The following is a 17,034-nucleotide window of genomic DNA, read 5'->3' as shown; positions in this document are numbered from 1 at the left end:
ACTCCATAGACATTAAGGTACGGCAATCAATGGAAGACCCGATTCAAACGATTATTTCCCTGGCCCACACCACCCTGGGCCTCAAACCTGAAGAACTGGATACTGAAACCAATATTCTCGAACTGGGTCTCGATTCCCTGATGATCATCAAACTGGCCCAGGAAATAGAAAGGCGTTTCGGCGTTGCCCTTGAAGCACGCTGGTTCCTGACAACCATGCCTTCCCTGACCGATTTGGCCAACCATGTCATGGAATTGCGCTCCAATGATGCCGTGCCCATGGCCAAAGCAGAAAAAGCGCCGCCGGATACCTCCGCCAAACAAGCTCCCCTTCCGGCAATGGATCCCCCTCCCAAGGCCATCTCTTCTCCTGCCAGCACAAATCTGCACCCGTTATTTGCAGCTCAGCTCCAGAGCATGCAGGAGCTTTTTGCCCAGCAGTTAAACGCACTCCATCCTTCCTCATCACCATCCTCTCCTCCAACGGCAGAACCCGCTTCCCCTTCATCTCCGGCCCCCCAGAAACAGGTCCGGCTGAAACGCAACATCCGCGGTTTCGTGTTTGAACCTGCCCCCCTTTCGGAACAACAGGCAGCCTTTGTCTCTGGCCTGGTACAAAGGCATGCCCAGCGGACGCAAAAGTCCAGATCCCTGGGGCGACACTCCGCAGTCCTGGCCGACTGGAAATCCTCCCTGTCCTTCCGTCCTGAGCTGCATGACATTGCCTATCCCATTGTTGCCGACAGCACATGGGGCGGGCGTTTTCGCGATGTGGACGGCAACGAGTACATCGACATAGCCGTGGGCATGGGAGTGCATTTTCTCGGACACAATCCCCCGTATGTGGTGGAGGCCTTGCGCAACCGCCTGGGACGCGGTTTCGGCCTCGGACCGCAATGTGATCTGACGTCCAAGGCTGCAGAACGTATCAGCCGATTGACCGGCATGGAACGGGTCTCATTCTGCAACACCGGCACCGAAGCGGTTATGTTCGCCATTCGCCTTGCCCGGGCCAAGACGGAACGTCCCCTCATCGCCCTGTTCAACGGCTCCTATCACGGCACCTTTGACGGCATACTTGCAGCTTCGGAAAACGGCGGCACCGGCACCTACTCACCAGGAACACCTCTGGCCATGGTCCAGGACGTGCTCGTTCTGGACTACAACAGCGATACGGCCTTTACCCTGCTGGAAGAACGCTGGCAGGACGTTGCCGCAGTACTTGTTGAACCGGTGCAGAGCCGCAAACCCAACCTGCAGCCACAGACCTTTCTGCGCCGGTTGCGGCGCTTCACCCGGGAAAAAGGTATCTGTCTCATCTTTGACGAAGTCGTCAACGGATTCCGTTGCGCTCCTGGCGGAGCCCAGGAGCATTTCGATATACGCGCGGATCTGGCTTTGTACGGCAAGGTGGTGGGCGGAGGCCTCCACGTGGGTGTTGTTGCCGGCAGTAAAGAATATATCGACTATATCGACGGCGGATTTTTAGGAAAAGACAACCACCCGGCCAAGAACAAAACCATTGTTTTCGGAGGAACCTTCTGCCGCCACCCTCTGAGCATGGAAGGAGTCTGCGCCGCCACCGGCTATCTTTTGGAACAGGGGCCGTCTCTTCAAAAACGGGTTTCTGATCAGACCAATCTCCTGGCTGATCGCCTCAACCTCTGGTTCCAGAACAACCAGGTGCCCCTGCGCATGAGAAACTTTGGCCCCCAGTTCATTTTCGAAGGCTTTGGTCCGTACAGCGCCCTTGCCAACCCCATAGAACTGACCCTTTTCTACCTGCTGCTCATGGAACGCGGCATTTACACATGGGAACGACGCACCTGCGGTCTGAGCACCGAGCACACCGACGAAGACATCCGTCAGATTGAAACAGCAGTACGGGAAAGTGTTCAGGCCTTACGCCATGGCGGATTCACCTTCAAACTGGACCACGGCACCCCTGACATCTTCACTCCCATGTCCCCCACAGAAGAGCGTCTGTATGCCATCTTCCAGCGCGAACACGGCCAGGATGCCTACCACCTGCCCTTGGCCTGGAAAATCCAGGAAACCCAACAGCCCCTGGACGTGGAGCAGCTGGAAATCAGCCTGGGACAATGTATCCTCCGCCACGAGGCCCTGCGATCAAGTTTCCACCATATTGATGAACACCTGGTACGCAAGGTCGTGGACGAACCAGCCTTTGCCCTGGAACGCATACATGCAGGTGAACGTACGGTTGAAGAGATCCTAAGCGATTTTATCCGTCCCTTCGACCTGGAACGTGCTCCCCTTATGCGCGCAGGACTGGCAACCCTTGCCGACGGATCACATGTATTCATGCTTGATCTGCTGCATATCGTTGCCGACGGGACCTCACTGGGCATCCTGCTCGATGACCTGAACGCACTCATGAACGGCCATGCCCCCATTGAAAAACCCGTGTCTCTGCGGGATATTCCTCATGTTGCAGACCAGGATCGTGCAGCAGAGGACACACAGTTCTGGGTGCAGCGTCTGCAGGATCTATCCCCGCGGAACATCCCGTTGGACTTCCCGTCTCGCAGCGGTTCTCCTGTGGGGCGGCAGGAATGGATAACCCTGGATGCTGAACTGACCGCCCAGGCGTACCGTGCCTGCCGTACCTACAGCGTGACCATGAATATGTTCCTCAACGCTATATACACCCTCTTCCTGCACAAAATCACCGATGGGACCCGCTTTTGTGTAGGCATGGCCGATGGCGGACGTCACGACGAGATCATGGACCGGGTTGTGGGCATGTTTGTCAACACCGTACCTCAGGACTTCAGGATACAACCCGAGTGGACGCTTCCTCACTTTATGCAGCAGATCCGCCTGGCCTGTGCCGAGTCCATGGCCAGAAACCGAGCGCCCTACAGCGAAATAGTCAAAGGATTGGATCGGTCCCCGGCAGCAACCATGCTCAGTTACGAAAAGGCCGACCAGCGACGTCCCACCTGGCCCGGTCTTTCCTTCACGCCTCTTGTGCCGCCGGGCCGCGGTGCCATGTACGATTTTGCCCTTGATATAGTGGAAATGGACGGTGTTCTGCACTGCAACCTGCTTTCCTCCGAGGCCCTGCGCCCTGAAACAGCCCGCTGTTTCGGGCAATGCTTTGCCCATCTGGTCAAGGAGGTTGCCCGACTGGCCACAGATCCATCGGTTACGTTACGTTCGGTTTCAGCATTGCCTCCGGTCCAGGCCCAAAAGGTATTGCATGACTGGCAGGGAAAGGATGTGCCCTTTGACCTGAGCCATACCATTGTGCACCTTTGCAACGAAGCCGCCCAACGCTACGCAGACAGGACCGCACTGGTCTTCCGGGACCATCATATCAGTTACGCCGAGCTGGATCGCTCCAGCACCATGCTGGCAAAACACCTGGTCTCCCTTGGTGCCGGACCAGAGCAGATGGTGGCCATCCGTCTGGATCGCTGCCTGGAATTTGTGATCGCCATGATGGGCGTCATGAAGGCCGGGGCCGCTTTTGTGCCACTGGCCCCGGACGCACCCACCCAACGCATCAGATTCCAGCTTGACGATACAAACCCCTGCGCCCTGATCAGCACGGCTGATCTCCGTCCCACAGAAGAATACTTTTCCGGCCCGTGGATTGATGCGGCCACATTACGCCATCTGCCCCCCCAGGACTCCCTGCCAGAGCCGCCAGCACCAGGCCCAAAGGATCTGGCCTATGTCATCTATACGTCGGGCAGCACCGGACAGCCCAAGGGCGTCATGGTTGAACATGGCAGTCTGACCAATCTCTGCCAGTGGTTTACGCGTCATTACGCCATCACGCATAACGACCGAACCACGGCGTTTGCCCCGTTCATCTTTGATGCCTCCATCTGGGAATTTTTGCCCATGCTCATGCAGGGTGCCACAGTTCACATTCTTGACGATCAAACGCGCCACGATCTTCCCCGCATGGAAGACTACCTGCGTCGTGAGCGCATTACAGTAGCCTACTTTCTGTCTCAGGTTGCCGAAATGATCGATGGCGCGAGCCTGCCGGATCTGCGCCTCATGCTCTCGGGGGGTGAAACCCTCCACATGGCCCGGCCTCAAGGGAATTACCGACATTGTAATTCGTACGGGCCCACAGAATGCACTGTCACGACAACCAGTTTTGACCTGGACGGCACGTGGCCCGTACCCATTGGTCAACTTGTGGACAATACCCGGGCCTTGATTCTTGACATCGACGGCAACCCGCGTCCTGTGGGAGTACCCGGAGAGCTCCACCTGGCCGGGGTGCAGGTGGCCCGGGGATACCTGAATCGTCCGGACCTGACTGCCTCTGCATTCCTGCCCAACCCCCTGGCCCCTCAGGATTCGCCCTACGCACGCATGTACCGTACCGGTGACATCTGCCGCTGGCTCCCCGACGGCAATATCCAATTCTTGCGCAGGGCCGACAGTCAACTCAAAATCCGCGGGCACCGCATTGAACCCCTTGAAATCGAAAAGGCTCTTCTCGATTGTCCCGGCGTGCGTCAGGCCGCAGTCATTGCCTGTGAAGAACATGGAGTACATCACCTCCATGGCTATGTGGTGACAAATGATGCGACCCTGTCCATGAACGACCTGCAGACAATGCTGGCCCAACGTCTGCCCGCCTACATGGTTCCGGATCGTCTCATGGCCCTGGAGAAGATGCCGGTCAACGCCAGCGGCAAGGTGGATAAACAATCCCTCCCGGCCATCCCCAAAAATGCAGATCGCCCCTTTACTCCTCCCCGGACAAGGGAAGAACGCCTCCTCGCCGAAATCTGGTCGGAACAACTCCATGTACCCCAAGTCGGCCGTGAGGACAGTTTCATTGATCTGGGAGGTGACTCCATCAAGGCCCTCATGATCACATCACGCATCCGGGCCAAAGGCTACTCTCTGGACGCCAGTGATCTCCTGCGCGGCACAACCATCGCCTCCCTGGCCCCCCGGATGACCGCGGTCAACACGCAGGCGGGGGCCGGTACGGAACAACCAGACCCCAAGGTTCCCGCAAGCGATCTGACGTATCTGGAATCACTGTTTGGTGAGCGCATGCAGCGAGTGTACAATCTGGCCCCCCTGCAGCAGGCCATGCTCTTTCACGCCCGGTTGCATCCGCACTCCCATGCGTACATGGAACAGAATCTTCTGCTCCTCCGCGGAGAACTCCGACCGGACCAGTTGCACCAGAGAATAAAGAGCCTGCTATCCAGACACGACATATTCCGTACAGCCTTTGTCCATCATGGCGTATCCAGGCCCTGGCAGGTGGTCCTTGGCACAGTGGACATGGACACCATCCTGACCAGAGAAGACATGAGTTCCCTGTCCACAAAAGACCGGCAGCAACACATGGCCAGCCTCATGCGCAAAGAACGCGCCCGTGGGTTCGATCTGGAACATCCGCCCCTGATCCGTTTCACCCTGGCGCGCATCAGCGACCAGGAGCACCTGTTGTTGTTCACGGTGCACCACATCATCCTTGATGGCTGGAGCGTAGGCATCCTCTTCAACGAATTGTTCCCCCAAACACCCCCGGTGGAACATCCCCTGCAGTTCAATGCATTCATAGACTGGTTGAACGCCCAGGACCAAAAGACATCGCTGCATTGGTGGAAAACGCATCTTCAGGGAGCCCAGCCGTCCCAACTGCCCGGATACCATGCATCCACAGGTGATGTGCAGAACCGGCGTCAAGCCTTGGAACTGGACCATGATCTCCAGTCCCGCCTGCACGCACTATGCGCACGCTCCAATGTCACCCTCAACGTACTGCTGCAGGCGGCATGGGCCCTGTTGCTGAGCATCTCCCTTAGGCGCAAAGATGTTGTTTTTGGCGAAGTGGTTTCGTGCCGCTCCCCGGAGCTGGACGGGGTGGAAAATCTCATCGGGCTGTGTTCCAACACCGTGCCCGTACGCCTGCATTGCGATCCTGCCCTGAGCTTTCTTGATCTTGCACACCAGTTGCAGGATACGGCCATTGAGGCACGCAGGCACGCATACTGCGCCCTGGCAGACATTCTCTCTGCCTCGGGGTTGCATCAGGACCTGCTGACGCATTTCTTTGTACTGGAAAACCATCCCCGCCCCCATGTGGCCCAAGGAATCCAGGGCGAGGTGATCGAGGAATTCAGTCAGACCAACTTCGATTTTGCCGTGGTCTGGGAACCTCAGGACCGCCTGGCAGGCATGCTGGTTTACAACGGGGCCTGTTTTGACGAGTGGCGTATCCGATCTCTGGCCCATGCCTACGTGACCGTGCTCGAAAACATCAGCCGCACCCCGGACATGCTGTTGGGGGACGTCTGTCTGGTTTCCCCAAGCATGCAGGACATGATCCTGAACCATTTCCGGGCACCCGAGGTGAGCTATCCTCCGGTCACGGTGGTTGAATTATTCCGCCAGAAGGCTGCCAGCCAACCCCAGGCAACCGCGCTCGTCTTTGGCCACAAGCACCTGACCTATAAAGAGCTGGATCAGCACAGCGATGCCCTGGCAACACGCCTGCGTGATGCAGGCGCCGGCCCGGAACAGGTGGTGGCCGTGCTTCTCCACAGAGGACTCGCCTTTCCCGTGTCCCTGCTGGCAGTGCTCAAGGCTGGAGGGGCTTTTCTGCCCCTGGCCGTGGACGCCCCCCGACAACGCCTGCAGTTTCAGCTTGAAGACTCCGGTGCCGTGGCGCTCATCAGCGAAACCGAGCTGATCTCCTCCCTGGATACCCAACTGCCCTGCTTTGATGTGAACAAGGCACAGTTGTTTACCAGCAAAGCAGCCCCCCTTCCTGCGCCCCGAATCACGGATCTGGCCTATGTCATCTATACCTCAGGCACTACCGGACTGCCCAAAGGGGTTGCGGTTGAACACCGCAGCCTGACCAACCAGACCCTGTGGACCGCACGTCATTATGCCCTGAATCCCGATTCACGCCTGACCCATTTTGCCGCACACGCCTTTGACGTCTCCATCTGGGAAATCTTCCCCGGCCTCACGGCCGGGGCCACACTGTATATACTTGACGAGGACCTGCGGCATGATCTCCGTGCCCTGACCCGTTATCTGCGTCATAACGGTATCACCGACACGTGGATGCCCCCACACATGGCAACCCTCTTTCTCAAGGAAGGATCTGCTGTTGATAGTCTGAAAACCCTGACCGCCGGTGGTGACGTTTTCACGCCCCGGGATAATCCTCCCTTCAGCCTGTTGAACAACTACGGCCCCACAGAATGCACCATCACCTCCACCAGCTGTCGGGATGCCGGTCAGGCCAATCCGCGCTCCATTGGCAAACCCGTGCACAATACAGACATGTTCATTCTGGATGAGCACGACCATCTCCTGCCCGTTGGTATCCCCGGAGAATTGTGCATCACAGGTATTCAGGTGGCCCGCGGGTATCTGAACCGGCCCGATCTGACCGAAACCGTGTTTGTCCCCAACCCCTATGCCACAGGCCCCGACACCCAAAGGATGTACCGCACCGGAGACCTTTGCTGCTGGCAACCCGACGGCAGCATCGAATTCTTGGGCCGTATTGATGCGCAGCTCAAGATCCGGGGGCACCGCATCGAACCGGGGGAAATCGAATCAACCCTCCAGACGCATCCCCTTGTGGAGCAATGCGTCCTCCGGGTCCATCAGGGACAATTGTGTGCCTATGTTCTGCCCAAAAATAAGGCCGAACTTGATCAGGAGACCATAGCCTCCTTTGCAAGGGAACAACTCCCTCCCTACATGGTTCCGGAACATGTCATCTTTCTCGATTCCCTGCCTTTGACCGTCAGCGGCAAGATCAACACCAAAGCCCTGCCCGCGCCCGAGATGCTTCAGGCAGTATTCAAAGCGCCTGAAAATGAGGCCCAGAAAAATCTCTGCGACGTACTGGCCGAGGTGCTGGACCTGGAACGAGTAGGACTTGACGACGACTTCTTTCAACTTGGCGGTGATTCCATCAAAGCCCTGATGGTTGCCTCACGCCTATGGAGCCGGGGCTACCACTTGGAGCTCAAAGAACTTTATGCACGCACCGATCTGGCCACAGTGGCCAAAAGCATGCATCCCGCGGCTGCAGACAAGGCAGACCTGAACACCACATGGCATGATCCGACCGTACAGACAGCCACCCGCGAACATCTGTCAAAGCGTGTGCCCAACATCACCACCATATGCCGTCTTACCCCCATGCAGACGGCCATGCTTGCTGCGGCCCAACGCGATCCCGGGGCTTATATCATTGACAACTGGGCAGAAATACAAGGGAAGCTGGATCCGACAGCTCTGCAAAACCGCTGGCAGGAGATCACCCGACGCCATGACGCCCTGCGCACCATTTTTGTTCATGATGAACACCAGCCCTGGCAGGTGGTACTGGACAACAAAGCATCGTTCTTTCGCTACCAGGATCTGCGCAACCTGCCTCAAAGCGCCCAGGAAGCAGCCATCCGGAAAGCCCAGGCAGACATGCCCGTGCCTAGGCTGGACAGGGATCCTCTGGTCCGCATCCTGCTTTTCCGTCTCGAATCCCAACGATTCCGAATGCTTTTGTCCTGGCATCATATTGTTATGGACGGCTGGAGCCTCGGCCAGGTGCTTGGGGAACTCTTTGCCCCGGAAACACCGGAAAAACCGCCGGTGTCCTTCCTGGCACACATCCGTGAACTGACCCGTCAGGATCCCCTTGAAAACCTGAAATGGTGGCAGGAAACATTGAGGGAGTTGTCATCACCGGCTCTGCTTCCGCGCCGAAGTGTGGACAATCAGCTTCAGACAACCGAGACGGGCCCGGCACAACTTCCCTTCCAGCTCACCCGCCAGGTGGAGCAGGGTCTGCGTTCCCTGGCATCCAAGCACGGTCTGACCCTGAACACGCTGCTCCAGGCGGCCTGGGCCATTGTCCTTGCCCGTCATGCAGACCAAGACGACGTCCTTTTCGGCAACGTCATCTCGGGCCGTCCGGCCACCATCCCCAACGTGGAAGAGCTTGTGGGACTCTGCGTACAAACAGTACCGGTCCGGGCGGTCTATACACCGCAACAACCCTTTATAGATTTCGCCTCCTCCATACAGGACTGGAATCTGCAGGCCGAGGCCCATGCACATTGTCCCATGGCCCAGCTCAACGAACTTACCGGCGAGGCCATGCATCAGCTCTTTGTTCTCGAAAACCAGCCCCCGGTCAGAACACCCGATGCATTGACCATCACCCCTCTGCACAGTTCCGGGTATACTGACGTGGAATTTGCCGTTGAATGGACTGATGCAGACCGTCTGAGCTGTACCTTTCACTACGACACGGCCAGCTTTGAAACGTGGCGAGTGGAGGCCCTTCGCGAACACTACCTGACTCTGCTGGAAGGGGCCGTCCAGACGCCCGATGCGGCCATTTCCACCCTGCCCATGCTCACTGCGGCAGAAAAACGTCGTCTTCTGGTCCACTGCAATCGCACGGATCGAACCTTCGAGACAGACAGTACCGTGGTTGATCTGTTCCGCGCCGTTGCCCGACAGAACCCCGGGAAGACAGCCCTTGTGTGCGCAGAGGGTACCTGTTCCTATGGCGAACTTGATGCTCGTACCGATGCTCTGGCCGCCCGTCTGGCCGCCCAGGGGGTCACCACCGAGACCATGGTGGGGATCCTCATGCCGCGCAATGAAGATTTCGTCATAGCGGCTCTGGGCATCATGAAAGCCGGCGCAGCCTATCTTCCCCTTGATCCTTCCTGGCCTGCAGAACGTCTGGAATTTATTGCACAGGACGCAGGGCTTTCCATCCTTGTGGACACTCAGGCAACGCGCCATCTGCTCACCCTGGCCTCAGTAACGCGAGTGGACCTTGCCAACCTGCAGGAACATGCGTCCCCTGTTCCTTCGGCACCCCGGCCACAGCATCTGGCCTATGTCATCTATACTTCGGGCTCCACGGGTCAGCCCAAAGGGGTACTTCTGGAGCATGCCGGCCTGGTCAACCTGTGCCGCTGGCAGCATACGGATTTTCCCCTCACCGCAACCGATGTGTGCACGACCTATGCGCCATGGACATTTGACGCTTCTGTGTATGAAATCTTTCCGGCCCTGACCGCCGGAGCGACCCTGCATATCATTCCCGAACCCCTGCGGCTGGATATCGAAGCCCTGCGCGACTATTTTCATGCACACGGCATTTCAGTGTCCTTTCTGCCCCCCCAGGTGGGCCATCAGGTTCTGGACGGCCATGAGTTTCCCGACCTGCGTGTGGTCACCCTGGCAGGCGACAAACCAGGCCCCCTGACTCCACGTTCCTACCAGCTGCGCAACTGCTACGGCCCAACGGAATTCACGGTGTGTGCCACGAGCTGGCCCGTGACCACGTCACGCACCAGCCCCCCCATCGGCACCCCCATTGCCAATACCCGATGTCATATCCTTGGCCGACATGGCCAGTTGCAGCCCTTTGGCGCTCCCGGAGAGCTGCATCTGTCCGGTATCCAGATCGCCAGAGGCTATCTCAACCGACCAGAGCAGACAGCCCGGGCCTTTGTGGCCAATCCCTTTGCCCAAGAAGGACCCCACGCCCGCATGTACCGCACCGGGGACATCTGCCGCCTCATGCCCGACGGCAACCTCGACTTCATCGGCCGCATGGACGGACAGGTCAAACTGCGGGGACAACGTCTGGAGCTGGGAGAAATCGAATCCGCACTCCTGGCCCATGACAGCGTGGACAACGCTGTGGCCGTACTGCATGAAGATGGAGAAAAAAACCTGCTGACAGCGTATGTCACGCCGAGGATGGAGGATACGGAGTTTCTGCTTGATTGGCTGACAACACGGCTGCCGCGCTGGATGGTCCCGGGACGCATCTGCTCCCTGCAGCATCTGCCACTCACAGCCAACGGCAAAATCGACCATGCGGCACTTCCTGCACCACAGGAAGAAGCAGCCCCAGCCCCATCGCAGCCACGCACGGAACAGGAAAAGACGGTGGCTGCAATTTGGAGGGAGGTACTCGATGTTGCCTCTCCCGGCAGGGAGGACAACTTTTTTGCCCTGGGCGGCGATTCCATCAAAGCCATGATGGTGGTCTCCCGCCTGCGGGCCCGGGGATATCAGCTGACATCGCAACTTCTGTTCAATCATCCAAGACTGTGCCAGGTGGCCGCCAAACTGCAGAAATCCCGCACAACAGAGCCACCAGTCCCTGTCAGTCCCACACCGCAACCACCCGAGCGGGATCTGCACATTCTTGGTCAACGTTTTGGGAAACGCCTGCTGGCAGTGCATCCATTGACCCCCATGCAGGAAGGTCTGCTCTACCATCACACCCGCGAGCCCGAATCAGCAACCTACATAGAGCAGAGCAATCTGGACCTGCGCGGCCCCCTGGATATCGAGGCATTACGAACTCGGTTGGCTGGGTGTGTACAGCGCCATGCCATGTTGCGCACACTTTTTGCGTGGAAAGGGCTGAGCAGCCCCTGGCTCATTGAAGTATCTGATGCAGGTGTTGTCCTTGAAGAAGAAGATCTGCAGGACCTGCCAGAAGATAAGCAGCTCGAGCGCATGGAAGAGCTGCAGCGTTCGGTGCGCGAGCACGGCCTTGACCTGGAAGAGGGACCGCTTTTTCGCCTGATTCTCTGTGTGCTGGGACCCAATCACCATGCCCTGCTGGTTTCTTTCCAGCATAGTATCCTCGACGGCTGGAGCATGGGTATCCTGGCCTCGGAATTATTCAGCGCCGAGCCTCCTGCTCCCACCGCGCCCTTCAGTACCTACATACACTGGCTGGCTTCACAGGATCACGCTGCTGCACAAGCCTTCTGGCGCCAATGGCTGCAGGGGGCCGAATCCACGGATCTGCCCGGACACCGCATCAAGGCACAGGGTCCCTATGACGGCCAAACCATTCCCCTTCATTGCGGGTCTGACCTGTCCCGCAAACTGACCGCCTTGGCAGGGGACTGCCAGGTCACCATAAACACCGTGCTGCAGACCGCCTGGGCCCTGGTTCTCAGTAGAGCGGTCAATAATGACGACGTGGTTTTCGGCACAGTGCTCTCGGGACGCAATATTGATCTGCCCCACGTGGAAAACATGGTCGGATTGTTTGTCAACACCGTACCCATGCGCATTACATTCCCGGACAACCAGCCCCTGCGCCAGGTATTGACCCGGGTACAGGCAGACATGCTTCGCATGGAACCCCATGCCCATATTCCCCTGGCCCATATTCAGCAGCTTACTCCTCTGGGCAATGGCCTTATCAACCACCTGTTTGTCTTTGAAAATCTGCCGTCATCACATCCTGACCAGGCCCTTGGCATAACCACATCCGGGGGATTCAACCAGACCAACTACGATCTGGCTCTGGTCTTTGAACAGGGACAGGAACTCAACGGACGTCTGCAATTTAACGCCACGGCCCTGGACACATGGCTGGTGCAGGATCTGGGCAATCATTTTCTGCACGTACTACACCAGATGGCAGACAATCCGGACATCATTCCATCAGCGCTGAGCCTTTGTGTTCCAGCAACAATCTCCCCCATGGCGGTTTCTTCCAAAGATACGACAGTGGTGGATCTGTTCCGCAGCAGCGTGGCCCGTCACGGCCAAAACATTGCTGTGGTCTGTGGGGACAACAGCCTGACCTATGAGGAACTGGACACACGAAGCGATGCTCTGGCTCACAAACTGCGCGAACTGGGTGCCGGTCCGGAACGCACCATCGCCATACTCCTGCCCCGCTCGGCAGAGTACATGGTGGCCCTGCTGGCCATCCTCAAATCAGGTAGTGCCTATGTGACTCTGGATCCGGCATATCCCCAAGACCGAATGACCCATATCCTTTCGGACGCTGCTCCCTGTGTTCTCATCAGTGACCCCTCCATGGCGGAACTGGCAACCGCCTTTGACGGACCGCGTCTTGATGTCCGCACATCATACACGCCCACATCCAAGAGTCTGCCCGCGCCACATCCGGAAAGTCTTGCCTATGTGGTCTACACTTCGGGCACCACAGGCCAACCCAAGGGGGTCATGATCGAACACCGGAGTCTGGCCAATTTCTGCACCTGGCATATCCAGGCCTATGAGGTCACTCCCGAGGATCGTGCCGGTCTTGTCTTCAGTTTTGCCTTTGATGCGGCGGCCTGGGGCATTTTCCCGATCCTTGCGGCAGGCGCAACCATAGATGTGCTTGACGACCCCCATCGTACCAGCCTGCAGCGCATGCATACCCACTTTGATACCCATGGGATCACCCTGGCCAACATTCCCACCGTGCTGGCCGAGCAGTTCCAGACATTGGCTCCTCCACGATCCCTGCGACTGCTGGCCACCGGAGGAGACGCCCTGCGCACCTTTCGCCCCCAGCCCTACAAACTGTACAACGAATACGGGCCCAGTGAAGCAACCATCATGGCCACGCACCATCTGGTGCAGGAGGAAAACAAACCCATCCCCATCGGCCGATTCGTGGCCGGCACCCAATGTCTCATTCTGGATCGCCATGGTCATCTCCAGCCCGACGGCCTGCCCGGAGAACTGCATCTGTCGGGAAAGGCCCTGGCCCGCGGCTACCGCAACCAGCCGGATCAGACGACCCATGCTTTCGTCCCCAACCCCTTTGCCAGGGACAAGGAGGGGGAATACGCCCGCATGTACCGTACCGGGGACCTTTGCCGTCGTCTTCCCGACGGCACCATGGAATTTCTGGGAAGAATCGACAATCAGCTCAGTATCCGCGGTTTCCGTATCGAACCGGCGGAAATCGAGCAGATTCTGCTGGCCCGGCCGGAGATCCGTTCGGCAGCCGTCCTGGCCCGACCGGATGCCAACGGTGATGTTGTACTCTGCGCCTATGTTGTGGCCGAAAAATGGGACGAAACCGCATTGCGGGCTCTGCTGCGTCGCAAACTGCCCGCATATATGATCCCTGCCCTATTCATTCGCATGGAAGCCTTGCCCCTGAATACCAACGGAAAAATCGACCAGGCAGCCCTGCCTGAACTCGTCCGGCCACAGCATACCGAGGGTGAACCGCCATCAACAGCCCTGGAGTTGGCCCTGGCCCGTATCTGGCTGGATGTGCTGGGCATGGACACGGTTTTCCTGGATGACGATTTTTTTGAAATGGGCGGGGATTCCCTCAAGGCCATGCGCCTGATTGCCCACGTGGAAACCAATCTGAACTGCAGTATACCCATTTCCGAACTCATGAACGGCGTGACCATACGCACCTTGGCCCGTCGTATACGCGACCTACAGGAAGGTGAGGAAGAGAAACAGCCATTTCTCATACCCGTGCGCGAAGGCAGCGGATGTCCCCTTGTCCTGGTCCATACGACCGGTGGGTCTGTGCGCTGCTATCACCATCTGATCAATGCCCTGCCCAAGGAACGGCCTGTTTTTGTCCTCCCTCCCTTCGGCATTGATCATGGCCAGCAACCGGACACGCAGCTGGAAAAGGTGGCTGCACGCTATGTGCCGAGCCTGATCCAACGGTTTCCCAGGGGAGATTTCCTGTTGGTGGGCCTGTGCATGGCCGGCATGACCGCCTGGGAAATTGCCCGCCAGTTGCTCGAGGCCGACTGCCCGGTACGCGGCGTGATCTCCTTGAACACCCGAGACCATCTGCTGGACGATGACCTTGGAAACCCCGTCCCCAGAGACCAGATTCCTCAGGAAGTGCCTGAACAGGCCATTGCTGTCGGACTGGAAGCCCTGACCGGTTATGAAGATGGTGCTCCATCCGTGCCATCAATGAAGCGCCTGCATGCCTTTCTTCAGGCCCAGCTTCTGGCGTGGGCCCATTATGAACCTCAGCCCCTGCCCATACCCATGACATGTATCCGTCCCAAGGATCCGGTGAACGGCTCCTACCAGTCCTTTGAGACCCGCCCCCTGGGCTGGGAAAATCTGGCCCTGGGCGGCATGGAGGAACGTTACTGCCCGGGCAACCACTTTTCCATGCTCAAGGATCCACATGTAAGAAGCCTGGCGGCCATCATCGAGGAGATTGCAGCGGCTCCCCGACCAAGCATCCAGAACGTTCCCCTCACTCCGATCCAGCGGTGGCTCTTTTCCCTGGACATGAATCACGCACAGTTTTTTCAATCCGTGATTCTGCGCACGGATCGTTGCCGACCGGCCACCGTATACAAAAAAGCACTTGCCGAACTCAGCCGACGCCACGACATGCTGCGTGCTGTCTATCCCCTGGAAAAGGGTCAGCGGCAACAACATATCCTTACCAGCGGTCACAACAGGTTTGGTCTGCGAACCTGTACTGCGGACGAGTTGCAACAGGTGGCTGCCGACATTGCCCACAACCTGGACCTGGCCAGGGGGCCTTTGGCCTGGGCTGTTCTGGTCCCAGGCCGGAAAGACAAGGAACCGGACCGGTTGGCCCTCATCATCCATCACCTTGTTGTGGACGGAGTGTCCTGGCACCTCATCCTGGGCGATCTGGCTGCAGCCCTGCACTGTGTGGACCACGATCTTCCCGTGGAACTTCCCAGTGCCCCCCTGGCTCAGCATGGTTCCTTTGCCCAATGGGCCGCACGCCTGATCAAGCATGCACAGAGTCCGGAGGTACAGCAGCAAAGGGATTTCTGGAAAAAACAGCTCGCGTCCAGACCCTCAGGGATACCTGTACAGGGCACCGTTGAGACACGACGCAGTTGCGAACTCATCACCAGAGATCTGATTCTGGACAAAAAAAATACCCGGCTTCTTTTGGGCCCATGCCACAAGGCCTATGATACCAATATCAATGATCTGCTGCTCACGGCTTTGCTGCTGGCCGTGAAATCACAAAGCGGCACCCGGAAACTCCTGGTGGATCTGGAAGGCCACGGACGCCAGGAATTGTTTGAAAATCTTTCCCTTGGGGGCATTGTGGGCTGGTTCACCACGGTGCATCCAACAGTGCTGTGCGCGGCCACGGATATCCCTGCCACCATCCGCTCCGTGCACCGTTCCCTCCGTGCTGTTCCGTCCAAGGGGCTGGGCTTCGGGGTCTTACGGTATCTAGCCGAAATTGAAGCATTGCAGGACTACGAAGCCGACGTCCTGTTCAACTATCTGGGCGACGTCTCAGGCAGCACCAGCGGCCCGTTCACTCTGGAAGAACTTGGATTTTCCAGTGATGTTGACAACGATTTTCCCCAACAGGCCAAACTGGCAGTGACCGGTCTGGTCCAGGACCATCGGCTCAGACTCAACGTGGATGCACATCCTGCCGAGTTCTCTCCCCGGTATCTGGAAGATCTGCTTGAAAAGATGCAAACATATCTTCATGAAATCATCGCTCTTTGCACCCCGGGAAGAACCGCATGAAGACCACCTCCCTGCTCCTGGCTGCACCTGTCGAGCACATGGACAGGGTAGACGAAACCACGTTCCTCTCCCTGATCCCGGACGCCGACAGCCGTTTTATCCGTCGCAACCGGCGCAGGAGTGATCGGTTGCAACGGATGCTGGCCAGGCTGCTCGTGGCTTACGGCATGCAATATCTTGAGGGATGGAACATGGACAGGGGATTGGCCGCGTTGGGTCATGAGTCCAAGGGCAGACCAATACTTGCGGGCAGTGGGCGGCCCATCAGTCTCAGTCATTCCGGCCGCTGGGCGGTCTGTGCCATAGGCAGTGCCGACCAGTCGTGTATCGGCGTGGATGTGGAAAAGGTACGCCCGCTGCAAGTGGAAGAATTTGCCATTGCCTTCACCCCAACGGAACTGCAGGTCATCCGCCAACAGCCAGATCCCGCATCGGATCTCATCAGACGCTGGACCATCAAGGAAGCCATTCTCAAGGCCCTGGGCACGGGCTTGCTGACCAACCCCCTGGACATGGAGACACTCACATGTCCCCTGACAGCCAAAAATCTGTCCTGGTTCTGGCGCCATTATCCATTGGAAAAGGGATACTGGCTGACAGTGGGCACACCGCCGCCCCCATCAGTCATGCCCTTGCTTCTGCCCACAGCCGAGGACCTGGTTTCGGGCATAAAAAAACCTCCAGGCCACACGGCTTGAAGGTTTGTCCGGGT

At 58.0% G+C, this 17,034-nt stretch carries 2 protein-coding genes; both read left to right on the top strand.

What is annotated here, in order from left to right; translation table 11 throughout:
• Positions 1-29 precede the first annotated feature (29 nt).
• Positions 30-16,322, top strand: a complete 16,293-nt coding sequence (locus DPF_RS06760; RefSeq protein WP_069858301.1) for a non-ribosomal peptide synthetase — start codon at positions 30-32, stop codon at positions 16,320-16,322.
• Positions 16,319-17,020, top strand: coding sequence for a 4'-phosphopantetheinyl transferase family protein (locus DPF_RS06755; RefSeq protein WP_069858299.1), 702 nt, complete (start codon positions 16,319-16,321; stop codon positions 17,018-17,020). The genes DPF_RS06760 and DPF_RS06755 overlap by 4 nt, the downstream gene beginning before the upstream one ends.
• Positions 17,021-17,034: the final 14 nt, after the last annotated feature.

It is taken from the genome of Desulfoplanes formicivorans (assembly GCF_001748225.1).
Lineage (GTDB): Bacteria > Desulfobacterota > Desulfovibrionia > Desulfovibrionales > Desulfomicrobiaceae > Desulfoplanes > Desulfoplanes formicivorans.
The sequence above is the reverse complement of the archived record's forward strand: the minus strand, read 5'-3'. Positions and strand labels throughout refer to the sequence as shown.

Excerpts from the sequence above, each read along its gene's own strand:
- DPF_RS06760 (WP_069858301.1), top strand. The coding sequence starts at position 30 with ATGGAAGACCCGATTCAAACGATTATTTCCCTGGCCCACACCACCCTG.
- DPF_RS06755 (WP_069858299.1), top strand. The coding sequence starts at position 16,319 with ATGAAGACCACCTCCCTGCTCCTGGCTGCACCTGTCGAGCACATGGAC.